Source organism: Mycobacterium sp. DL592, assembly GCF_011694515.1.
In the GTDB taxonomy this organism is placed as follows: Bacteria; Actinomycetota; Actinomycetes; order Mycobacteriales; family Mycobacteriaceae; genus Mycobacterium.
In genome coordinates this window covers 2,505,841-2,528,355 of the sequence record NZ_CP050192.1, presented here as the reverse complement: position 1 = coordinate 2,528,355, position 22,515 = coordinate 2,505,841, and the positions used below count along the sequence as shown (strand labels likewise).

Annotated in this window: 19 protein-coding genes and 1 pseudogene; 8 read left to right on the top strand and 12 right to left on the bottom strand. The window is 67.6% G+C overall.

Annotation, left to right across the window (positions count from 1 at the left end):
• Window positions 1-27: 27 nt before the first annotated feature.
• Window positions 28-732, top strand: a complete 705-nt coding sequence (locus tag HBE64_RS12210; RefSeq protein ID WP_167102166.1) for an MBL fold metallo-hydrolase — start codon at window positions 28-30, stop codon at window positions 730-732.
• Here the strand turns inward: HBE64_RS12210 and HBE64_RS12205 are convergent.
• Window positions 716-3,646, bottom strand: coding sequence for an aminotransferase (locus HBE64_RS12205; RefSeq protein WP_167102164.1), 2,931 nt, complete (start codon window positions 3,644-3,646; stop codon window positions 716-718). The two genes, HBE64_RS12210 and HBE64_RS12205, sit on opposite strands and share 17 nt — an antisense overlap.
• 86 nt (window positions 3,647-3,732) lie before the next feature.
• Here HBE64_RS12205 and HBE64_RS12200 point away from each other — a divergent pair, with 86 nt between their 5' ends.
• On the top strand, window positions 3,733-4,290 hold the full coding sequence (locus HBE64_RS12200; RefSeq protein ID WP_167102162.1) for a nicotinamidase: 558 nt from the start codon (window positions 3,733-3,735) through the stop codon (window positions 4,288-4,290).
• Window positions 4,290-5,078, top strand: a complete 789-nt coding sequence (locus HBE64_RS12195; RefSeq protein ID WP_167102160.1) for a ketosteroid isomerase family protein — start codon at window positions 4,290-4,292, stop codon at window positions 5,076-5,078. Before HBE64_RS12200 ends, HBE64_RS12195 begins: the two co-directional genes overlap by 1 nt.
• A gap of 13 nt (window positions 5,079-5,091) precedes the next feature.
• Here HBE64_RS12195 and HBE64_RS12190 read toward each other — a convergent pair whose 3' ends face one another.
• The 7 genes from HBE64_RS12190 to HBE64_RS12160 all read right to left on the bottom strand — a co-directional run bounded on the left by HBE64_RS12190 (window position 5,092) and on the right by HBE64_RS12160 (window position 12,270).
• Complete coding sequence (locus tag HBE64_RS12190) at window positions 5,092-5,910, bottom strand: DUF1206 domain-containing protein (protein WP_208300630.1); 819 nt, start codon at window positions 5,908-5,910, stop codon at window positions 5,092-5,094.
• 59 nt (window positions 5,911-5,969) lie between these two features.
• On the bottom strand, window positions 5,970-6,626 hold the full coding sequence (locus HBE64_RS12185; RefSeq protein WP_167102158.1) for a DedA family protein: 657 nt from the start codon (window positions 6,624-6,626) through the stop codon (window positions 5,970-5,972).
• Between the two features lie 25 nt (window positions 6,627-6,651).
• Complete coding sequence (locus HBE64_RS12180; protein WP_167102156.1) at window positions 6,652-7,512, bottom strand: ABC transporter permease; 861 nt, start codon at window positions 7,510-7,512, stop codon at window positions 6,652-6,654.
• A 66-nt stretch (window positions 7,513-7,578) separates the two neighbouring features.
• Entirely contained in the window at window positions 7,579-8,454 is an 876-nt protein-coding gene (locus HBE64_RS12175; protein ID WP_167102154.1) for an ABC transporter permease, read from the bottom strand.
• 4 nt (window positions 8,455-8,458) lie between these two features.
• Window positions 8,459-9,646 (bottom strand): spermidine/putrescine ABC transporter substrate-binding protein, encoded by a 1,188-nt coding sequence (locus HBE64_RS12170; RefSeq protein ID WP_167102152.1) that lies wholly within the window; start codon window positions 9,644-9,646, stop codon window positions 8,459-8,461.
• A gap of 69 nt (window positions 9,647-9,715) precedes the next feature.
• The gene (locus HBE64_RS12165) at window positions 9,716-10,837 is read right to left on the bottom strand and encodes an ABC transporter ATP-binding protein (RefSeq protein WP_167102150.1); all 1,122 of its coding nucleotides are present in this window, start codon (window positions 10,835-10,837) and stop codon (window positions 9,716-9,718) included.
• Between the two features lie 287 nt (window positions 10,838-11,124).
• Window positions 11,125-12,270 (bottom strand): acyl-CoA dehydrogenase family protein, encoded by a 1,146-nt coding sequence (locus HBE64_RS12160; protein ID WP_167102147.1) that lies wholly within the window; start codon window positions 12,268-12,270, stop codon window positions 11,125-11,127.
• Between the two features lie 62 nt (window positions 12,271-12,332).
• On the opposite strand from HBE64_RS12160, the gene HBE64_RS12155 reads away from it, so the two are divergent.
• Window positions 12,333-12,911, top strand: a complete 579-nt coding sequence (locus tag HBE64_RS12155; protein ID WP_167102145.1) for a TetR/AcrR family transcriptional regulator — start codon at window positions 12,333-12,335, stop codon at window positions 12,909-12,911.
• Window position 12,912: 1 nt separating this feature from the next.
• On the opposite strand, the gene HBE64_RS12150 is transcribed toward HBE64_RS12155, so the two are convergent.
• Complete coding sequence (locus HBE64_RS12150; protein WP_167102142.1) at window positions 12,913-13,719, bottom strand: SDR family NAD(P)-dependent oxidoreductase; 807 nt, start codon at window positions 13,717-13,719, stop codon at window positions 12,913-12,915.
• 319 nt (window positions 13,720-14,038) lie between these two features.
• Window positions 14,039-14,665 (bottom strand): annotated as a pseudogene (locus tag HBE64_RS12145) (biotin/lipoyl-containing protein); the annotation flags it as partial.
• A gap of 142 nt (window positions 14,666-14,807) precedes the next feature.
• Between HBE64_RS12145 and HBE64_RS12140 the strand changes: the two are divergent.
• Both HBE64_RS12140 and HBE64_RS12135 read left to right on the top strand, forming a co-directional pair.
• Window positions 14,808-15,152 carry an oxidoreductase gene (locus HBE64_RS12140; protein ID WP_167102139.1) on the top strand — a complete coding sequence of 115 codons (345 nt, stop codon included), beginning with the start codon at window positions 14,808-14,810 and terminating at the stop codon, window positions 15,150-15,152.
• 103 nt (window positions 15,153-15,255) lie between these two features.
• On the top strand, window positions 15,256-17,004 hold the full coding sequence (locus HBE64_RS12135) for an SDR family oxidoreductase (protein ID WP_167102135.1): 1,749 nt from the start codon (window positions 15,256-15,258) through the stop codon (window positions 17,002-17,004).
• Here HBE64_RS12135 and HBE64_RS12130 read toward each other — a convergent pair.
• Window positions 17,001-18,527 (bottom strand): leucyl aminopeptidase, encoded by a 1,527-nt coding sequence (locus HBE64_RS12130; RefSeq protein ID WP_167102132.1) that lies wholly within the window; start codon window positions 18,525-18,527, stop codon window positions 17,001-17,003. The two genes, HBE64_RS12135 and HBE64_RS12130, sit on opposite strands and share 4 nt — an antisense overlap.
• 40 nt (window positions 18,528-18,567) lie before the next feature.
• Here HBE64_RS12130 and gcvT point away from each other — a divergent pair, with 40 nt between their 5' ends.
• Together gcvT and HBE64_RS12120 are read left to right on the top strand one after the other, a co-directional pair.
• Window positions 18,568-19,671 (top strand): glycine cleavage system aminomethyltransferase GcvT, encoded by a 1,104-nt coding sequence (gene gcvT / locus HBE64_RS12125; RefSeq protein WP_208300629.1) that lies wholly within the window; start codon window positions 18,568-18,570, stop codon window positions 19,669-19,671.
• Between the two features lie 23 nt (window positions 19,672-19,694).
• Window positions 19,695-20,801, top strand: a complete 1,107-nt coding sequence (locus HBE64_RS12120; RefSeq protein ID WP_167102127.1) for a branched-chain amino acid aminotransferase — start codon at window positions 19,695-19,697, stop codon at window positions 20,799-20,801.
• Here HBE64_RS12120 and HBE64_RS12115 read toward each other — a convergent pair.
• Window positions 20,798-22,426, bottom strand: a complete 1,629-nt coding sequence (locus tag HBE64_RS12115) for a sensor domain-containing diguanylate cyclase (RefSeq protein ID WP_167102124.1) — start codon at window positions 22,424-22,426, stop codon at window positions 20,798-20,800. The genes HBE64_RS12120 and HBE64_RS12115 overlap by 4 nt on opposite strands.
• Window positions 22,427-22,515 lie beyond the last annotated feature (89 nt).

The window sequence follows — 22,515 nt, the reverse complement described above, 5'->3', positions numbered from 1 at the left end:
GCTCGGCCAGCGACTATTTTCAGCCACATGTACTACGAGTGGGAATCACCGGCACCTGGCGTGCACCGCTGTCGGCTGCCGTTCCTCGACGTCACCGTCGGGCTGGTTCACGGGCGCGACGGTGTTGTCCTGATCGATTGCGGGACAACGCTTTTGGAAGCCGCTCAGCTCAGCAGTGATATCGCGGACATTACCGGCGCCGCGGTCACCCACATCGTGATGACCCATCACCACTTTGACCACATACTGGGAGCGCCGGGGTTCGGCGGGGCCATCAGCTACGCCCCGCCGGCCGTCGCCCGGGCGCTGACGACGGGGATCGGCGAGGTTCGCGCGCACGCCCTGCAGTACGGGGCCGACGCGGGTGAACTCGACCGGGCGATCGCCGCCGCCAGGGCACCCGACCACGTCATCACCGAGGTGGACCTCGACCTCGGTGACCGCACGATCCGCGTCGAACACCCCGGTCGCGGCCACACCGACCACGACCTGGTGGTGGTCGTCGCCCCGGTCGGTGCCCAGCATCGCACCGTGGTCTTCTGCGGTGACCTCGTCGAGGAATCCGCCGACCCGGCGATCAACGCGGAGTCCGATGTCCGGGCCTGGATCGGCACCCTGGATCGCCTGCTCGCCCTCGGCGGGCCGGACGCGATCTACATCCCCGGACACGGCGCTGCCGTCGATGCGGCGTTCGTGGCGCGTCAGCGCGACTGGCTCACCACCCGGTCGTGAGCACCCGATCGAGCATGTCGACGAAGAAGTCCGCCGACTCACGGGTGATGCACATCGGGGGCTTGACCTTCAACACGTTCTGCCGGTCCCCGGTGGGTTGCACGATGACGCCGAGTTCGCGCATCCGCTCGCAGATCGCGGAGGTCTCCTCGGCGGCGGGCTCCAACGTGGCGCGGTCCCGCACCAGCTCGATGCCCATGTAGAGCCCGCTGCCATGCACGGTGCCGATCAGCTCATGCCGGGTGGCCAAAGCGTCGATGCGGGACTTCAAGTGGTCGCCGATGGTCAGGGCGTTCTCCTGCAGGCCTTCCTTCTCGATCATGTCGAGCACCGTCAGGCCGACCACGCACGACACCGGGCTGCCGCCCGCGGAAGAGAAGAAGTAGCCCTGGGTGCGGTACCTCTCGGCGATCTCCCGGGTGGTGATCACTGCGCCCAGCGGTTGGCCGTTGCCCATGGCCTTGGCCACGGTGACGATGTCGGGCACGACCTCCTGCTGCTGGAAGGCCCAGAACCAGCGGCCGGTGCGGCCGTAACCGACCTGCACCTCGTCGGCGATCGCCAGACCACCCGCGGCGCGGACCGCGCCGTAGACCGCCCGCAGGTATCCGTCGGGCAGCTCCATCCCGCCGGCATTGCCGTAGAACGGCTCACAGATGAACGCAGCCGGTGGATATCCTTGAGCGACAAGGTCTTCAATGATTCTGACGGCCTCGGGGGCGTACTTGGAGGCCTCCCTGCCGCGGTGATCGCCGCGGTAGGCGTTGGGTGAGGGCACGGTATGCACCCACGACGGGCGGGTCTCCAGCGCGTTCGGATTGTCGGCCACTGAGGTCGACACCGCATCGGTGGCATACGTCCAGCCGTGGTAGGCCTCGGCGACCGCGACGATGTCGTGGCGGCCGGTGGTGGCCATCGCCAGGCGCAGCGCCAAGTCACCGGCTTCGGAACCGGAGTTCACCAGGAACACGGTGTCCAGCGGGTCGGGAAGGGTCGCGGCCAGCCGCTCGGAGAGCTCGACCACGGCGCCGTAGTTGAACCGCGAGTTGGTGTTGAGCCGGCGCCACTGGCGTGCGACCGCGTCAGCGAGCACCGGATGGCCGTGGCCCAGGATCGCCACGTTGTTGACCATGTCCAGATAGCTGCGGCCGTCGGTGGCCAGCATGTGCTCGCGCCAGCCCCGCTCGATCCGGGGTGGGTTGAGGTAGTAGTGCTCCTGGACGGTGGCGAACGAATCCGCCCGCCGGCGCCACAGCGCCTCGCTGTCGCCTGCTGACGCCGCTGAGGGCGACAGCCCGAACAGGGGAGATGGGTCGAAGACCAGGCTCAGCCAGCCCGCCGCGTACTCCGGGCGGACGAAGTCGGGTACCGCCGCATCGGGCTGACGGCGGCCCTGGATCCAGATCTGCCCCTCGGCGACGCCCAGCGGCGCTCCGGCGGCAACGCTCTGGCCCGCCCGCAGCCCGTCGTCGACGCGCACTGCGCCACGTACCTCGACGGAGCCGGCCGTCCCGGTCACGACGACGGTGTCGGCGGTCGCGGCCTCGACCACGCCCGACCACGGCGCGGTCAGCGTCAGCGGCGTGCCCGGCCACAGGTCCACTCCGGTGGCCACGGTCGCCGGCGACTCCGCACTCAACGGAACCGACCGGCTCACCCGAGGCTGGCCGAATGTGGTGACTACCGCAAGGGCGCCGTCGGCCAGCGCCTCGGCCGCGGCAGTGGTCTCACACGCCGGATCCAGCCAGGCGCCGGAGTCCACGGCATCCGATTCGACGGACAGGTCCAGCCGGACCACCGAGTCGGTGTCGAGACCACCCACCAACGCCGTATCCGGGATCACCGGATCAGCCGGGTGGGCCGCGCCGAGACGATCACGGATGAGCGCGGTCATCACCTCGACCGGCACCTCGATGGCGCGTTCGAAGATCCGCCACTCGAAGTCCAGTGCGCCGGTGGCGTACTCGTTGTCGGTGTCGATGCTCGCCTGGTGGATGCCGCTGACCACCAGCACGGCAGCGCGCAGCACGACCAGCGGCCACAGCGCCTCGATCTCGGCCGCCGACAGGGGGCGCACGGCGTGGAACGCGGCGACGGCGGGCAGTGTCGCGACGGGTTCACCGCCCTCGTGGCGCAGCAGCGAGGACACCGCGATCGCCAGTTCGGCCACCGTCCATGACCGGGTCAGGTCGCCGAGGTCGATGATGCCGTCGGGCATCCGGCCGCCCCCGAGCGCGGTGCACACGACGTTGTCGTCGGTGATGTCGCCGTGGATCACCTGGATCGGGAGGTCCTCGGCGAGATCGGCGACCACCTGCCAGGCCGCCGCGGCGGCGGCCTCGATGGTCTCGCGGCGGTGGCCGTCTGCGACGTGTCCGGCCAGGAACTCGACGGTGCGCTGGGCGTGGCGCAGATCCCACTGCAGGATGCGGTCGACGCCGGGATGCTCGAAGCCCGCCAGGGCACGGCACGTGCGCCCGGCCAGTGTGCCCAACGCGGCGGCTTGCTCCGGGCTGACGTAGCCGTCGCCGCTCAGGGTGCCGCCGGACAGGTGGGCGATGATGCGGCCGAAGAGTGCCGACCCGTCCTCGGAGCGCAGCTCGGCGATCGGCGGGTGGCCGGCGAGCTCGATGTTGGTGGCGGTCCGCACGCCGGGTTCGGTGGCGCTGATGTAGGCCGCGGCCGCGTCCTGCGCCTCCAGTTCGATGCGGGAGAAGGCGGGATTGGCGATCTTGAGTACGCCGATCTGCTCGCCGCCGGCGCCGGTGAGCAAGAAGTTGGCGTCCTGCTGGCTGCCCAGCGCGGTGACCTCGGCGTCAACACCGAAATGCGCCTTGGCGACGTCGCGGGCCTGTGCGGTGCTGATCGCCGGGACGGGCAGTTCCTCGGCCTGGAAGAAGTCGAACAGTGTCATCTCGCTACTTGGGCATCCTCGTCTGGCGGTTTGGCGGTCTCACTGTACTGCTGTGACCGCAGCCGATTCGCCGATACGGTGGCAGCATGCGGGCGCTCATCGTCGTCGACGTACAGAACGACTTTTGTGAGGGAGGGTCACTGGCGGTGGCCGGCAGTTCGGCTGTGGTGCGGGCGATCAACGCCCTGCTGGCCGGTGACCACGGCTACGCCTACGTGGTGGCGACCAAGGACTTCCACGTCGACCCCGGCGGTCATTTCGCCGACGAACCCGACTACGTCGACTCGTGGCCGCCGCACTGCGTCGCGGGAACCACGGGCGCCGAATTCCACCCGGAGCTCGACACCACCGAGATCGAGGCGGTGTTCCACAAGGGCACCTACACCGCTGCCTACAGCGGGTTCGAGGGCGCGGCCGACGACACGACGCTCGAAGACTGGCTGCGTCACCGCGGTGTGGACGAGGTCGACATCGTCGGCATCGCCACCGACTACTGCGTGCGCGACACGGCCGACGACGCCGCCGATGCCGGCTTCAAGACCCGGGTCCTCGTCGACCTGACGGCCGGAGTCGCCCCGGCGACGACGGATGCGGCGCTCGAGGTGATGCGTGACCACGGAGTGGAACTGGTGCGCACTGCCTGATGTCTGCGCTGCGCTCGGAACTTGTTGCTGCGGTTGATCTTTCGCCGCAGGCGGCCGCTGCCCATGATCGCGCCGGGTGGGTCGGGCTGTTCACCGAGGACGGTCGCGTCGAGGACCCGGTGGGGTCGACACCGCATACCGGATCGCTCGCGATCGGGCGGTTCTACGAGACGTTCATCGCGCCACGCAACATCGTCTTCCACCACGACGCCGACATCGTCTGCGGTTCGGCCGTGATCAGGGACGTGGTGCTCGAGGTCGGGATGGGTCCGGCGGTGACGATGCGCATCCCCGCGGTGTTGCGCTACGACCTGCGGCAGGTCGGTGGCGAGTGGAAATTCGAACGGCTGCGGGCCTATTGGGAGCTGCCTGCGATGGTGTTGCAGTTCATCGGCAACGGCCTGGCAGCCGGTCCGCAGAGTGTGGCGCTGGGCCGCGCCCTGCTGGCCAATCAGGGGCTGCGGGGTGCGGCGGGATTCGCAGCGGGATTTCGCGGACCCCGGGTGCGCGGTAAGAAGACGGTGCGCGCCTTCCTCGACGCCATCGCCGTGGGTGACGAGCTGCGCGCCAGGCGGGCGTTGACCTCCGGTGCGACCATCACCCGCGGGGACAAAGCGTTGAAGTTCAGTGCTTTTCGCGAGGCACTCGGGGAACGCCGGCCTACGAAGATCCTCGCCTCCGGGTCCTCGGTGGCCGTTTCGATGGCCGGCCCGTCGCCCGCGGTGGTGGTCGCCGAACTCGATCACCGCGGCCGGGCGATCAGCCGGCTCACCTACTTCACCGAGTGACCCGCACGCGGCCCTACATCCGGGCGAAGCGCGCCAGCACGAAACAGTAACCGCCGTAGGCGGCCAGCCCGAGTGCTGCCGCGACAAGTAGAACCCTGCCGAACGGCGCTTGACCCAGGCTCTTGACCGCGGCATCCAATCCGGCGCCCTTGGCGGGATCGGCGGTCAGGGTCGCCACGACGAGCAGAACCCCGGCTCCGCCGAGAACCAGACCTTTGGCGGCATACCCGGCGGTGCCGAGAACGGTCACCGCGGTTCGGCCGGTCATCTTGAGGTCGTCCTCGAACTTCCGTGACATCCCTTTGTAGACGTGATAGCCGCCGACGGCCATGATCGCAATCGCCGCGACCAGCAGGACGGCCTTGCCCCAGCCGGACTGCAGCAGCCGAGCGGTCAGACTCGCGTTCTCGGCGCTGTTGGATTTGCCACCGCCGGTGGCGAAACGGATTGCGGTAAGGGCGATCCCGGCGTAGACGACCGCCAGCGCGATCGACTTCCCGCGGTTGACGAGTTTCTTGGCGCCCTCGTCGCGGTCACCGGGCTCGTTGGGATGCGATCCCACCACGGTCTCGGCGAGACGCCAGCAGGCCAGTCCCACCAGGCCGACGGCCACCACCCACAACGCCACCGCGCCACCGCGCTGCGCGGCCAGGGTGGCCAGCGCCCCGGACTGGTCGGCGTTGCCGGCCGAACCGAACGCCAGGCGCACCACGATGTAGGCGATGAGCAGGTGCAGCACCCCGCTGACGGCGTAACCCACCCGGGCAGTGGTCTCGAACGCGCTGCTGTCGGTCATCCGGTGCACGGTGCCGTGCACCATATTGTCGGCCATGGCAATTGGGCTTCCCCGCAACCCCGGCCCGCAAACCGTATCGACCGCGGGGTGCCACGTCACTTCGCGTGGCGCAGCGTCTCCCAGTCGTGCTCGGCCTCGAGTTGCCCGATCAGCGCGCGGGTGCGTTCCTTGAGCAGCATCGTCATCCCGATGCCCAGGACGATCGCCACCACCAGAGCCACCCAGGAGAAGCGGGACAGCCACTTCTCGGCGGCCAGCCCCAGGAAGTACACCACCGCGGTGGTACCGCCCGCCCAGCAGATCGCGCCGCTGGCGTTGGCGGCCAGGAAGTGCGGATAGCGCATCCGCAGCGCCCCGGCCAGCGGGCCCGCCAGGATCCGCAGCAGTGCGATGAAGCGGCCGAAGAACACCGCCCACACCCCCCAGCGGCTGAAGAGCTGTTTGGCCAGCGCGACATGACCGGGCCCGAAGTGCTTGGGGAACCGCTTGGCCAGCCGCTCGAACAACGGCATACCGAAGCGGCGGCCGATGGTGTAGCCGATCGTGTCACCGATGATGGCACCGATCGTGGCGGCCGCGGCCACCCACACCACCGAGATGTCGAGCGTGTGCCGGGACGCCAGCAGAGCCGCGCTGACCAGTGCGATCTCACCGGGCAGCGGGATGCCGAGGCTTTCGATGCCGATGATGAGACCCACCACCAGGTACACCGCGAGCGGTGGGATGGACTCCAGAATCGACTCGACGTTCACCCGCCAAGGATAAGCGTGCCGGTGCTCAGGCTCCGCGTTTACGGCGGTACAGCGTGCCGATGCCGAGCAGGATCAGGCTGATTACCAGGATGGCGGTGGCCAAGACGTTGATCTGCGGCGGCACAGCCGCTTTCACCGCTGCGTTGACGTAGAGCGGATAGGTCACCGTCGAGCCGCTCACGAAGTAGGTGATGATGAAGTCGTCCAGCGACAGCGCGAACGACAGCATCGCGGCCGCCACGATGCCGGGCACGATGAGCGGCAGGGTGACCTTGAAGAACGTCCGCGTCGCGTTGGCTCCCAAGTCCAGCGAGGCGTCCTCCAGCGTCCAGTCGAACCCGCGAATCCGGGCCCGCACCGTCATCGCGATGAAGCTGATCTGAAAGGCGATGTGGGCGATGACGATCGTGGTGTAACCGGTGGCCCAGCCGAGGTCGAGGAACAGTGTCAGCAGCGAGGCGCCCATCACCACTTCGGGTGAGGTCAGCGGAAGCACCAGGAAGGTGTCTACCGCTTGGCTGCCCCGGAAGCGTTGGCGCACAAGGGCAACCGCGACCAGCGTACCCAGTACCAAGGCGATCAGTGTCGACACCGCAGCCACGTTGATGCTGAGTTTCAGTGCCTCGGTCAGCGCCGGGTACTTGAACGGGTTCGCCCAGTTGTCCCAGGTGAAGCCTTGCCAGGTGTAGTTGAACTTCCCCGCCGGCTTGTTGAACGAGAAGACGATGATCACCAGGATCGGCAGGAACAGGTAGAACAGCACCAGCCCCGCGATGATGCGCAGCGTCAGGTCGCCCAGCTTGAACGTGCCGCGGAAGCTGCGGCCCGGTTTGGCCAGGCCACCGTGGTCGATTGTCTGGGCGATAGCCACCCCTGCCTCAGTCATGCGCGATCCGCCTTCGCTTCTCGCTGGGAAGTCATGCGCGATCCGCCTTCGCTTCTCGCTGGGAAGTCATACCAGATCCTCCGTACCCAGTGCCCGCGTGTAGAGCAGCACACCGACCAGGATGAGGGCCATCAGCACGAAGCTCAGCGCGGCGGCGGCCGGATAGTCCTTGACCACCAGGAACTGCCGCTGGATCACATTGCCGATCATCTTCGTCTGGGTACTGCCCAGGTAGTCGGCATTGATGAAGTCGCCGACCGACGGGATGAACACCAGCATGCTGCCCGCCAGCACGCCCGGCATGGCCAGCGGCAGGATCACCTTGCCGAACATCCGGCGGTTGCTGCCGTACAGGTCGCGGGAGGCCTCCAGCAGCCGGGCGTCGATCTTCTCCAGACTGACGTACAGCGGCAGGATCATGAAGATGATCCAGTTGTAGGTCAACCCGCCGATCACCGCCCAACTGGTCGAGAGCAGTCGGCCGTCCGGTGGCAGGAGCCCGATCGCGTTGAGCCCGCTGACCACCCAGCCGTCGTCGGCCAGGATGGTCTTCCACGCCAGCGTGCGAATCAGGAACGTCACGAAGAACGGCAGAATCACCAGGCCCAGCAACAGATTCTTGTACCGGCCCGCCTTGAACGCGATCACGTAGGCCAGCGGGAAAGCCAGCAGGATGCACAGCACAGTGGCGGAGAACGCGTAGCCGAACGAGCGCAGGATCTGCTCCTTGTACTCACTCAGCGCGTTGCCGTAGTTGCTGAAGTTCCAGCCGAAGGTGAGCTTCGGCATGTACACCGAGCCGCCCATGCTCGACAGCGAGGTGCGGAACAGCGAGATGAACGGCACCACATAGAAGACCCCGAGGTACACGAGCGCCGGCAGGATCATCAGGTACGGAGCCAGCTTGCTCCGCTGCCGGTTGCTACTGGCTACACCGGCCATGGCGTCAGCCGCCGGTAACTGCGGCGTAGGCCTTGTTGAACTCCTGGGTCTGCTCGTCGGTGAGCGCCGTCCACGACTTGAGCTTGTCCAGGGTGGATTTCGGCGGGTTGATCAACGGGTTGGAGGCCAGGCCCGGATCGATCTTGTTCAGCTCGTCGGTCATGTCCGAGAGCACTGGCACGTACTGCGTGTGGGCGATCAGCTTGGCGTAGTTGGCCCGGTCGTAGACGTAGTTGATCCACTCCTCGGCGGCCCTCTGGTTCTGAGTGGTGTAAGGGATCACCTGCGTGTCGACGAACGTGGTGCCGCCAGACTCCGGTACCACGAACTTCAGGTCCGGGTTGTCCTTCTGCAGCTGCACTACGTCACCCGAATAGGCCTGGGCGATAACAACATTGCCCGCCGCGAGATCGTCGGCGTAGTCGTTGCCGGTGAAGCGGCGGATCTGACCCTTGTCCTTCTGCTCCTTGATCAGGTCGACGGCCTTCTGGACACTTTCGATCGTCGGGTTGTCCAGCGAACCGCCCTGGGAGATGATGATCATGCCCAGGCCGTCCTGCATGTCCGACAGCAGGCTTATCTTGCCTTTGAAGGCGGGGTCCCACAGATCGTCGATCTTGGTGATGTCGCGGCCGGTGGCGGCGCGGTTGTAGGCCAGCGCCGTCATACCCGACATGTAGGGCGCACTGAACTTGCGGCCCGGATCGGCTTTGGCATCCAGCAGGTCGGGGCGCAGGTTCTTCTTGTTGGTCCAACGGCTCTCGCTGATCCCGTTGAGCCAGCCCAGGCTGTTGAGGCGGGCGGCCAGGAACTGGGTGGGCACCACCAGGTCGGCGCCGATGTCCTGCTTACGCGACAGCGGCTCCTTGTTCTTGGCGAACCACTCCTCGTTGTCGTTGAAGTCCTCTTTGTAGTCGACGGTCAGACCGGTCGCGGTCTGGAACGCGGCGACGAATCCGTCGGCCATGTACAGCGGCCAGTTGGAGATCCGCAACTTGCCGGTGGCCGGCTTGCCGTCGTCGGACGGCGTCGCCGGTCCGCTCGACGCACCCGAGGAGTTGTCGGACTTGCCACAGGCGGCGAGGAAGGAGGGGCCCAAGACCAGGGCCGCCGCCGCGGCGGCACCACCGCCGATGAACCGGCGGCGTGACGCGAGCTGGGCGAGGATCCTGGGGTCGGTCTCTTTGGCCATGTGCCGTAATGCCTTTCGTAAGGGAAGTGCGACTGGTGAGTGGAGGTTGGCGGGTCGGTGCGCGGCGGCCTAGGAGTCGTCGAGCATCTCTTCGAGATCTTCGGTGGTCGGGATGTCGGCGGCCGGCAGTACCAGCGAGGCGTCGGGGGACCAGCCGACGTAGACATCGTCCCCGGGCCGCAGCATCGGCAGGTTCTGCTCGGGCCCGACGTGGGCGACGATGGGGGAGCCGTCGTCGGCGGCAAGCGACAGGCGCAGGACCGGTCCCTGGAAGGTCAGGTCGACCACCTTGGCGGGCACCGCCGCGACGTCACCGGTCAGACGTTCCATGGCCACCCGCACCCGTTCGGGGCGAACCATCAGGGTGGCCTGGCCACCCGGCTCGATATGGGTGTCGCCCGGCTTGGCGCGAAGCGTGCTGCCCAGGACCTCGACCTCGACGTAGTCGCGGTTGGCGCGACCGGTCTGGCGGCCGTGCCACAGATTGGCCTGACCGATGAATCCGGCCACGAACACCGTGGCGGGCCGGTCGTAGATCTCGGTGGGGGTGCCGATCTGTTCGACCTTGCCCTGGTTCATGACCGCGATGCGGTCGCTCATGGTGAGCGCTTCCTCCTGGTCGTGCGTCACGTACACGAACGTGATGCCGACCTCGCGCTGGATGCGCTTGAGTTCGAACTGCATGACGTGGCGCAGTTTGAGGTCGAGTGCGCCCAGGGGTTCGTCGAGCAGCAGTGCGCTCGGGTAGTTCACCAGCGCCCTGGCCAGCGCGACCCGCTGCTGCTGGCCACCGGACAGCTGCGAGGGTTTGCGCTGTGCGAAGTCGGTCAGCCGAACCACCTCGAGCATCTCGTCGACGCTCTTCTTGACGGTGGCCTTGTCTTTCTTTTGACTGCGTGGCCCGTAGGCGACGTTGTCCCACACAGTCATGTGGGGGAACAGCGCATAGTGCTGGAAAACCGTGTTGACGTTGCGTTTGTTGGGCGGCGTCCGCGAGACGTCGACGCCCTCCAGGCGGATCGCACCCTCGGTGGGGGTCTCGAAGCCCGCGATCATGCGCAAGGTGGTGGTCTTGCCGCAGCCCGACGGGCCCAGCATCGAGAAGAATTCGCCGGCCCCGATGGCGAAGTCGGCATCGTCTACGGCGATGTAGTCGTCGAACCGTTTGACGACGTGATCGATCTCGATCACGGGTTTGCCGTCGGCTCGCTTGGTTCCGGGTGCTCCGGTGGTCTGTTCGGTGGCGGTGGCGCCGGTATCGGTCAGGGCCCGTCCTCCTTCAATCCCGTCGGCCGACAGACATGGCGATGCATCGGCTCCCGTGGCTAAACGATCGCGGATTTGCGGGCTGCGCGCAACCGATTCCGCAACGAAGTTGGATTTTTTCGATGGAATCCCTCGTCAGACCCCCGGTAGGGGCGCGGCTTTCCGTCGGACGGCACCGGTCTCCGGTGTCGATGGACGGATCTTAACCCGGTTCAGACCGCCGCGAGCCCGCGTGCGATAACCAATCGCTGGATCTGGTTGGTTCCCTCGAAGATCTGCGTGATCTTGGCTTCCCGCATGTAGCGCTCCACCCGGTAGTCGCGGGTGTACCCGACGCCGCCGAGCACCTGGACCGCGTCGGTGGTGACCTTCATGGCGGCGTCAGTGGCGACCAGCTTGGCGATGCTCGCGGGTTGCGAGTACGGCTGGCCGGCGTCGCGGCGCCGGGCTGCGTCGAGATAGGTGGCCCGGGCGCTTGCCACGGCGGCGGCCATGTCGGCCAGCAGGAAGCCGAGGCCTTGATGGTCGATGATCTTGCGGCCGAACGTCGTTCGGTCGTTGGCGTAGGCGCAGGCTTCGTCGAGGGCGGCCTGTGCGATACCGACCGCGACGGCGGCGATACCAAGCCGGCCGGCATCCAGTGCGCTGAACGCGATCTGCAGGCCCTGGCCCTCGGCGCCGATCCTGCGGTCGGCCCCGATCTCGGCGTTGTCGTAGAACGCCGAGGTGGTGGGCACCGCGGCCAGCCCCATCTTCTCCTCGGGCTTGCCGAAGCTCAGGCCCGGCTGGTCGCCGGGAACCAGGAAGCAGCTGATGCCCTTGGAGGAGCCCTCCCCGGTGCGGGCGAACAGGTTGTAGAAGTCAGCGCGCCCGCCGTGGGTGATCCACGCCTTCGAACCGTTGACGACGTAGTTGTCCCCGACAGGCACTGCGGCGCACCGCAGTGCGGCGGCGTCGGAACCGGCCTGCGGTTCGGACAGGCTGTACGCACCGATCTGATCGCCGGACAACATCCCGGGCAGCCAGCGCTGTTTCTGCTCCTCGGTGCCGAAGGCCAGCAGCGGATGGCAGGACAGACTGTGCACGCTGACCGCGACGGCCACGGCTGCCCACCGCGCCGCGAGTTCTTCGAGTACCTGCAGATACACCTCGTAGGGCTGAGCGCCCCCGCCCCACTCCTCAGGCTGCGTCAGGCTCAACAGCCCGGCGGCTCCGAGCTTCGCGAACACGCCGTCCGGATAGGTCTCCGAGCGCTCGTGTTCGTCGACGATCGGGGAGAGGATCTTGTCGGCGATGTCGCGGGTGAGCTCGATGAGATCAGCGGCGTCCTGAGTCGGAAGGAGTCGGTCGACGGGCATCTGCGGCCTCTCTGCTAGTACCAGAAACAGTACTTTGTTATGACTTTCAGTACTATACGGTGATGGCCACCCGACCGGACTTCGGCACCAAACGCCGCAGCGAGCTGTTCGACGCACTGCTACGGCTGTTTCTCGCCGAGGGGTTCGCCCACCTCACCCTGGAGGACATCGCTTCGCGCCTGCACTGTTCGAAGGGCACGCTGTACACGCTCGCCGGAAGTAAGGAACAACTGGTTCACGCGGTGACCGTGCACTTTTTCCGGCGGGCCACCGACGATGTGGAGAAGCGAGTCGCCGGCGTGGCGGGTGCACGGGACCGGATCACCGCCTACCTGACCGCGGTCGGAGCGGCCCTGGAGGCAGCCTCCGATCGGTTCATGGCCGACCTGGACGCGTTCGGGCCGGCCCGTGCGGTCTACGAGCAGAACACCACGATCGCGGCTCGCCGGGTGGGGGAGCTAATCGCCGACGGGGTCGCTGCGGGGGAGTTCCGCGACGTGCATGCCGCGTATGCCGCCGATCTCGCCGCGGCCGCGATGGTGCGGATCCAGCAGGGGACGGTGCGCGCCGCAACGGGCCTGGACGATGCCGCGGCCTACCGGGAGCTGGCCGCCATCTTGACCGCAGGCATCAGCGCCTGAGTCACATGTGGGCGCCGCCGTCGACGCGCACCTCGGTACCCGAGACGAAGAAGGCGTCGGGGCTGCCGAGCATCGCGACGACTGCGGCGACAGCGTCAGGATTGGCGAAGATCGCGCCTTCGGGCAACGGCAACAGCGGGGCAACCCTGGCGAACAATTTGTAGTTGACGTCCTCGGGCAGTCCCGGGCCGACGCTCTGCTTCGATTCGCCGGTGCCGTCGGTCATGCCGGACGAGATCGAGCCCGGCTGCACGGAGTTGAAGCGGATGCCGTCCTTGGCGAACTCGGCGGCCAGCGCATGGGTCATCGCCTGGACGCCACCCTTTGAGGCGGCATAGGCAGACATATAAGGGTGGGCGAAGGTTGCCGAGGTCGAGCTGAAGTTGACCACCGCCGGTGCGACACCAGCGCGCAGTGCCGGCAACGCCTCCCGGGTGACCAGAAATGTGCCGACGAGGTTGACCCGCAGCACCTGCTCGAAATCGGCCAGCGACGTCTGCTCGAAATGTGCCGACCGCAGGATGCCGGCCACGTTGACCAGGGTGTCCAGGCCGCCGAGTGTGGCGATCGCTTCGCCGACACCGGATCGAACCGAGTCCTCACTACTCACGTCCACCACGACCGTGGACAACCGGGCGGCGAAATCGCCGGCCTTGGCGGTGGTGTCCTTCAGGCCGGATTCGCTGATATCGGCCGCAACGACCTGGCCGCCCTCGTCGAGGATGCGCAGGACGACAGCTTGGCCGATGCCCGATCCGCCACCGGTGACGAGAACGCGGCGGTCGGAGTAACGCTGACTGCTGGCCATGGCGAACTGCTCCTGATTTCCGGGTCGATTGGCGATGACGCTCGATCATTGTGGGACAGGTTCGGGTCCCGGTGAGGGGCATCCCACTGGGTGGGAGCGCCCTGCCACGGGTCCTGTTTGTGCGGTCCACTGGGCGACCGTGGCAACCCCTCCGGCATCGCGACCCGCCCATGGTCTCGATTCGCGAGAACTGCTTCCAGACGAGCGTTAAGTGCACTACTCTGCCAACACGCCACTGCAACACGTTCCAGTTTTATTGACGCACACGAGCATTGCCGTAGTTCTGTCCGGCATGACGATGGAGGCTCGTACAGGCGCCGGCGTCACCGATCTTGGCCAGCTCGCCGCCGACGGCGACGGTCACGTCCTCCTCGGCGGTGATCTCGATCAGCGTGCCGGCCACCGGCGAGGGGATCTCGGTGTCGACCTTGTCGGTGGACACCTCCACCAGCGGCTCGTCGACGGCGACAGCGTCGCCGACCTTCTTGAGCCAGCGCGTCACGGTGCCCTCGGTGACCGACTCGCCAAGCTCGGGCATCAGCACCGGTGTCGAGGATCCCGACGACTGTGCTGCCGGCTGCGGTGCGGCTTCGGGCTTGGGTGTCGGTTCGGGTTCGGTCTCCTCGGCCGCAGGCGCGGGCGCAGCGGCCGGCTCCTCGGCGGGCTTCTCCTGCTCGGCCGGCGCCGGAGCGGACGCGGCCGCTTCGCCTGCTTCGCCGATGACCGCCAGCTCGCCGCCGACCTCGACCGTGTCGTCTTCCTGGGCGACGATCTTGGTCAGCACACCCGAGGCGGGCGAGGGGATCTCGGTGTCGACCTTGTCGGTGGACACCTCCAGCAGTGGCTCGTCGACCTCGACGGTGTCGCCCTCTTGCTTGAGCCAGCGGGTGACGGTCCCTTCGGTGACGCTTTCACCGAGTGCGGGCATCTGGACGGAGACGGCCATAGGTGATGACTCCCTCGAACGGTCAGGCGTGCGGGTCTATGTCCATCCTGTCATCACCGGGCCACTGGCACGCACTCAGGGCGAAGCATGTTTTTTCTCTGGCACCATCGAAGAAAGCCCGTTGAAAGGAGTTCAGCCGAAGTTGGGGTTGTTCGACAGGTTCCGATCCGGCCGCCGCAGCGTGTCAGGGTCGGCAGCCGACCAGAAACACCTGCGGGAGTGGGCCGCCCAACGCACCGGAGTGGAAGCCTTCGTCGAGCCCCAAACCAGCGTCACACCGATGACCGTGGTGCTGGTGGCCGCGGACGGGGAGTGGACACGCAGGCCGACCGGCGGTCCCGCCGGAGCGCGACGCCTCGGCGAACAGCTGCGGATTCCGGTCTACGACGTGCAGAAAGTGGGCTACCCACAGCGCATGCGCAACTATGACGCCAAGCGCCGCATCGAGCGCCGCCGGGCACTGCGGGACGAACTCGGCGAACGCTGAGGTGTCTTGACAGCGGCTCGTCGCGGCGGGCAGGGTCAAAGTTGTTCGGTACCAACGGTATGAGCTACTGGCCGTTACAGGTAATCCTCTCGGGAGGGGTCTGATGCCCACGCGCTTCGTCGACAGCACTGACGGGACTCGCATCGCGGTCTACGAAGAAGGTAATCCAGAGGGCCCGACCGTCGTGCTGGTGCACGGCTGGCCGGACTCGCACGTGCTGTGGGACGGGGTGATGCCCCTGCTCGAGCAGAAATTCCGCATCATCCGCTACGACAACCGCGGGGCCGGGGCGTCGTCGGCGCCGCAGAAGGCGTCGTCGTACACGATGCCGAACTTCGCCGACGACTTCGCGGCCGTCGTCGCCGAGCTCAGCCCCACGGAGCGGGTGCACGTGCTGGCCCACGACTGGGGTTCGGCAGGCATGTGGGAGTACCTGTCCAGACCCGGTGCCGCCGACCGGGTGGCCTCGTTCACGTCGGTGTCGGGCCCATGTGCCGACCACTTCAGCCGCTACGTGCGCGACGGCCTCAAGCGGCCGTATCGGCCAAAGCGGTTCTCCCGCGCGCTTTCCCAGGCCGGCCACCTCAGCTACATGGCGGGCTTCTCCGTGCCGGTCCTGGCGCCTGCGCTGATGCGCGTCGGGGCAAAACGACTGCGGCACTTGATGATCCGGGGGATCCCCGCGGCGCAGGTGCACGATGGCGCCACCTACGTCACCGACGCCGCCAACGGAATGAAGATATACCGCGCCAACTTCTTCCGGTCGCTGCGCCGGGCCCGCACCGACCGCTACATCGACGTCCCGGTGCAGCTGATCGTCAACCTCGACGATCCCTACGTGCGGCCCTACGTCTACGACGACACCCCGCGGTGGGCGCCGCGGCTGTGGCGGCGCGACATCCGTGCCGGGCACTGGGCGCCGTTCTCGCACCCCAAGGTGCTGGCCGACGCGGTCACCGAACTCGCCGACCACCTCGACGGCAAGCCGGCCGCCCGCACCCTGCTGCGCGCCCAGGTCGACCGGCCGCGCAAACAGTTCGGCGACACGCTCGTGTCGGTGACCGGTGCTGGCAGCGGCATCGGGCGCGAGACCGCACTGGCCTTCGCCCGCGACGGTGCCGAACTCGTCGTCAGCGACATCGACGAAGCCGGCCTCAAGGAGACCGCCGGGCTCATCGCCGCCCTCGGCGGGCCCGTGCACGCCTACCCGTTGGACGTCTCCGACGCCGAGGCGGTCGAACGGTTCGCCGACGAGGTGTGCTCGGCCCACGGGGTGCCCGACATTGTCGTCAACAACGCCGGCATCGGTGTCGCCGGTGCGTTCCTGGACACCCCGGCCGAGCAGTTCGACAAGGTCCTCGACGTCAACCTCGGCGGTGTCGTCAACGGCTGCCGTGCTTTCGCCCGCCGCCTCGTCGACCGCAGCACCGGCGGCCACATCGTCAACGTCGCCTCGATGGCCGCCTACGCGCCGCTGCAGTCACTCAACGCCTACTGCACATCCAAAGCCGCGGTGTACATGTTCAGCGACTGCCTGCGCGCCGAACTCGACTCGGCCGGAATAGGTCTCACGACGATCTGCCCCGGCGTCGTCAACACCAACATCGTGTCCACCACCGCCATGCACGCCCCGCAGGACAAACACGACACCGTCGCGGGCCGGCGCGCGCAGCTGGAGAAGATGTTCGCGCTGCGCAGTTACACCCCGGACAAGGTGGCAGCGGCCATCGTGTCCGCGGTCAAGAAGAACAAGCCGATCCGGCCCGTCACCCCCGAGGCCTACCTGCTCTACGGGGTCTCGAGGATCGCGCCGCAGGCGCTGCGCAGCACCGCCCGCGGCAAGGTGCTTTAGCCGTTCTTCGCGATGTCTTCCAGGACGGCGAACATGGTCCGCGTCGGAACACCGGTGCCGCCCTTGGGCGTGTAGCCCCACGGTCCCGAGGTGTTGTAGGCCGGCCCGGCGATGTCGATGTGCGCCCACTGGACGCCCTCGGCGACGAACTCGCGCAGGTACACCCCGGCCACCAGCATGCCCGCGAAACGCTGTGAGCTGACGTTGGCCAGATCGGCCACCGACGACTTCAGGTCGTCCTTGAGTTCTTCGGGCAGGGGCATGGCCCAGGCGTTCTCACCCTCGGCCTGTGACACGGTGGCCACCCGGTCGCGGAACTCCTCGCTGCCCATCACGCCCGGCGTGCGGGCGCCGAGCGCGACGGTCTGCGCACCGGTCAGCGTGGAGGTCTCGATCAGGTAGTCCGGCTTGTCCTCGCAGGCCCGCACGATGGCGTCGGCCAGGATCAGCCGGCCCTCGGCGTCGGTGTTGAGCACCTCTACGGTGATCCCGCCGTACTGGGTCAGCACGTCACCGGGACGCTGCGCTGTCGACGACGGCATGTTCTCGGCCATCGGCACCGTTGCGATCACGTCGATCGGAAGCTCCTGGCGCGCCGCCAGCACGACCGTAGCGATCACCGCCGCGGCGCCGCCCATGTCGGAGGTCATGTGGTGCATCGAGGCGGCGGGCTTGATCGAGATGCCGCCGGTGTCGAACGTGACACCCTTGCCGACCAATGCGACCTTGGGTGAGCTCTTCTTGCCGCCCCGGTATGCCAGCCGCACCAACCGCGGCAGCCGCGAGGAGCCCTTGCCCACGCCCACGATGCCGCCGTAACCGGCCTTGGCCAGCGCCTTGTCGTCGAGCACCTCGACCTCCAGGCCGGCGGCCTCGCCAAGGGCCTTGGCGCGCTTGGCGAACTCGGCGGGGAACAGATGACTGGGCGGGGTGTTCACCAGGTCGCGGGCGGTGTTGACGGCGGCGGCGATGTCGGCGGCCCGGGCGGCCGCCTTCTTGGCACCGGCGGCCGTGCTCAGCGCGGTGATCTTGGCAAGGGCGGCGTCCTTGGGTGCGGTCTTGGCGCTGCGGAACTCGGTGAAGCGGTAGCCGCCGAGGATCAGGCCTTCGACCGCGGCCTCCAGGTGCAGCTCGCTCAGCGTGGTGATGACCGACTCGACGCCCGCCAGCGACCGCGCGGCCACGCCCGAGGCGCGCCGGATCACCTCGGCGGGCCACTCGTCACGCACGGAACCCAGCCCGACGGCCAGCACGCTGCCCACCGGAAGCGACGGCACATGCAGGCGGGTCACCTGCTCGGCGCCGCCCTTGGCACCCAGCGCCCGAAGCGCCACCTCGATCTCGCCGATCGCCTCGGCGTCGAGGAACGGGCCACCCACCACCTTGGGACTGCCGTCGGCGTCACCGCCGGCCACGCTGCCGGTCACGATGGGAACGACCAGCACCGCTGAGCCGATCCCGCGCTTGGGCAGCGAGGTGGCGACGGTGACGACGGGGGCTCGGTATCCGGGTTCGGTGCTCACGAGCATTCACCCTAACGAGGTGCGATTAATGTTGGTGGCCGTGACCGACACATCGGAGTTGTTGCACGGCCCCCTGGAGACCCAGCACCGCGAGCTGGGCGCCACCTTCGCCCCCTTCGGCGGATGGCTCATGCCGGTGTCCTATGCGGGCACCGTGGGTGAGCACACCGCCACCAGGGAGGCGGTCGGCCTGTTCGACGTCAGCCACCTGGGCAAGGCGCTCGTCGTCGGCCCGGGTGCCGCGGAGTTCGTGAACTCCGCACTGACCAACGACCTGCGCCGCATCGGCCCCGGCAAAGCCCAGTACACGCTGTGCTGCACCGAGAGCGGCGGGGTGATCGACGACCTGATCGCCTACTACGTCAGCGACGACGAGATCTTCCTGGTGCCCAACGCGGCTAACACCGCGGCCGTGGTTGCTGAGCTGAAAAAGCTTGCTCCGCATGGTATTTCGGTCACCGACGAGCACCGTTCGTATGCGGTCCTTGCGGTCCAGGGCCCGCGGTCCACCGAGGTGCTGGCCGCGCTGGGGCTGCCCACCGACATGGACTACATGGGCTATGCCGACGCCGAGTACTCCGGTGTGCCGGTACGGGTCTGCCGCACCGGCTACACCGGTGAGCACGGCTACGAGCTGCTGCCGCCGTGGGCGTCCTCGCCGACGGTGTTCGACGCCCTGGTGGCGGCGGTCGGCGACGCCGGAGGTCAGCTGGCCGGCCTCGGTGCCCGCGACACCTTGCGCACCGAGATGGGGTACCCGCTGCACGGCCATGAACTGTCGCTGGACATTTCGCCCCTGCAGGCGCGGTGCGGCTGGGCCATCGGCTGGAAGAAGGACGCGTTCTGGGGCCGCCACGCGCTGCTGGCCGAAAAAGAAGCCGGCCCGCGGCGGCTACTGCGCGGCCTGCGTGCCGTCGGACGCGGCGTGCTGCGCCCCGACCTCACCGTGCTCGACGGCTCCGAGCCGGTGGGCGTGACGACGTCGGGGACGTTCTCCCCGACACTGAAAGTCGGTATCGCCCTTGCCCTCATCGACGCCGGAGCCGGCATTGAAGACGGTGCGACGGTGACCGTCGACGTCCGCGGCCGCGGGATCGAATGTGAGGTCGTCAAGCCGCCCTTCGTCGAGGTCAAAACTCGATAGCGGCTCGGTCTACAATTTCGGTTATGACCAACGGCCCCCTCGAATTCACGGTTGAGCGCAACGCGAACCCGGTGACCGACGAGGTACGGGCCCAGATCCTGTCCGACCCCGGGTTCGGCCGCTACCACACCGACCACATGGTGTCGGTGCTCTACACCCACGAGCGCGGCTGGTACGACGCCCGTGTGCTGCCCTACGGCCCGATCGAGCTGGACCCCTCGGCGATCGTCCTGCACTACGCCCAGGAAGTGTTCGAGGGACTCAAGGCCTACCGGTGGGCCGACGGGTCGATCGTGTCGTTCCGCCCGGAGGCCAACGCCGCACGGCTGCGCAGCTCGGCACGCCGGCTGGCCATCCCGGAACTGCCCGAGGACGCGTTCATCGAATCGCTGCGGCAGCTGATCGCCGTCGACGAGCAGTGGGTGCCGCCGGCCGGCGGCGAGGAGTCGCTGTACCTACGGCCGTTCATCATCGCCACCGAGCCCGGCCTGGGCGTGCGGCCCGCCTCGGAGTACCGCTACCTGGTGATCGGTTCACCGGCGGGCGCCTACTTCAAGGGCGGCATCAAGCCGGTCAGTGTGTGGTTGTCCACCGAGTACGTGCGGGCCAGCCCGGGCGGCACCGGCGCGGCGAAGTTCGGCGGCAACTACGCTGCCTCCCTGCTGGCGCAGGCCGAGGCCGCCGAGCACGGTTGCGACCAGGTGGTATGGCTGGATGCAATCGAACGCCGCTACGTCGAGGAGATGGGCGGGATGAACCTGTTCTTCGTCTTCGGCAGCGGCGGGTCGGCCCGACTGGTCACCCCGGAACTCAGCGGGTCGCTGCTGCCCGGCATCACCCGCGACTCGCTGCTACAGCTGGCCAGTGACGGCGGCTTCGCCGTCGAGGAGCGCAAGATCGACGTCGAAGAGTGGCGCAAGGGCGTGGCAGCCGGCGAGATCACCGAGGTGTTCGCCTGCGGCACCGCCGCGGTGATCACCCCGGTGTCGCACGTGAAGTTCGGCGAAGGCGAGTTCACCATTGCCGACGGCGAACCCGGCGAGGTCACGATGGCCTTGCGCGACACCCTGACCGGAATCCAGCGCGGCACCTTCGCCGACAACCACGGCTGGATGACCCGGCTCGGCTAGCTGCGCACCGCGTTGCGCCCGGAGCGCTTGGCCCGGTACAGCGCCTCGTCGGCGCGCCCCAGCCAGGAGTCGAGCTGCTCACCTTTCTTCAGTTCGGCGACGCCGATACTGACGGTCACCGGACCGACGTCGGCGAAGACCGTGTCGGCGATCTGCGCCCTGATCTTCTCGGCGGTCGGCAACGAATCGTCCATGTCCGCACCGCGCAGCAGGATGACGAACTCCTCACCGCCCCAACGCGACACCACGTCGGTGCCGGGCAGGTTCGCCTGCAGAAGGCGGCTCACCTCGATGAGCACCCGGTCGCCGGCCTGATGGCCGTACCGGTCGTTGATCGACTTGAAGTGATCGATGTCGAGCATCAGCAGAGTCAGCGGCAGACCGCTCTGGTGGGCATCTCGCAGCTCGGCGTTGAACAGTTCCTCGCCGTGGCGGCGGTTCCACACCCCGGTCAGCGCATCGGTGACCGCCAGCCGCTTCAGCTCCGCCTCGAACGCCTTGCGCTCACTGACATCTCGGGTCACGCCGATGATCTCGACCACCCGCCCGTTCTCGTCGAGGTGCGGGATGACCTGCGTCTCGGCGACCATGGTCGTGCCGTCACCGCGGTACATCTCGACCTCTTGCCGATACCCGGGCAACGCTGTGCCGCGGCGGATCGCGGCGTGCAGATCGACGAAATAGTCGTGAATACTGGCGGCCGACTCGGGCGGGTAGATCTCCTCGAGCGGTTGGTTCATGGCCTGTTCGACGGGCACGCCGCGGACCCGCTCGACCGATGGGCTCACGTAGGTCACCAGTCCGTTGGGGTCGGCGGTCCAGATGATCTCCCAGGCGTTCTCGGCCATCAGGCGGGATCGCTCCTCGGACTTGCGCAACTCTGCTTCGACCAGCTTCTGCTCACTGATATCGCGGCTGACACCGAGCAGCTCGACGATCTCTCCGTCGTCGTCGACGTGGGGGATCACCTGTAAGTCGGCGCTCATGATGGACTGGTCTTTGCGGTAGAAGTCGAGCTCGCCGCGGAAGACAGGCAGCTCCTCGCCGCGCTCCTTGGCCTCGAAGAGTTGCTGGAAGTACTCCAACGCCATCACGGCGGAATCCGGCGTGAGCGCCTCGGCCAGCGACTCGCGCATCGCCTCGTCGGGAGTGAGGCCGCGGACACGCGCAACGGCCGGACTGACGTAGGTGATGGAGGTGTCCATCGCCATCGTCCAGATCACTTCCCAGGCGTTCTCGGCCATCAGCCGGTGCCGCTTCTCGGACTGACGCAGTTCCATCTCGGCCTCGCGCAGCTGGGTGATGTCTCGTGCGGAGCCCTCCAGGATCACCGAGCCGTCCTCGCGACGGCGGGACCGGACCTGCACCCGGCTGGCCGTGTCGTACCCGTCGCGGTGTCGCCACACCAACTCGACGCTCGCCTCGGCGCCGGGCGGCAGTGCCAGCGTCTCGGCCATGCGGTCGGCGTGTTCCGGATCGATCCTGCCCAGCAACGCCTCAGCGTCGGCGAGCGCCTCACCGGCCGAGACACCGATCTGGGCCTCGAGGGCATCGTTGATGAACTCGAAGGCAAGATCCGGCTGCACCCTCAGGACGAAGAAGACCAAACCATTGCTGTCGGCCATGCGACGAAACCAGTCAGCGTCGGGCAGTCTGCTTGATTCGTCCACGGCACCCCCTGCGGTTCTGTCGACAGGCTAGACCTCAGAGGCAA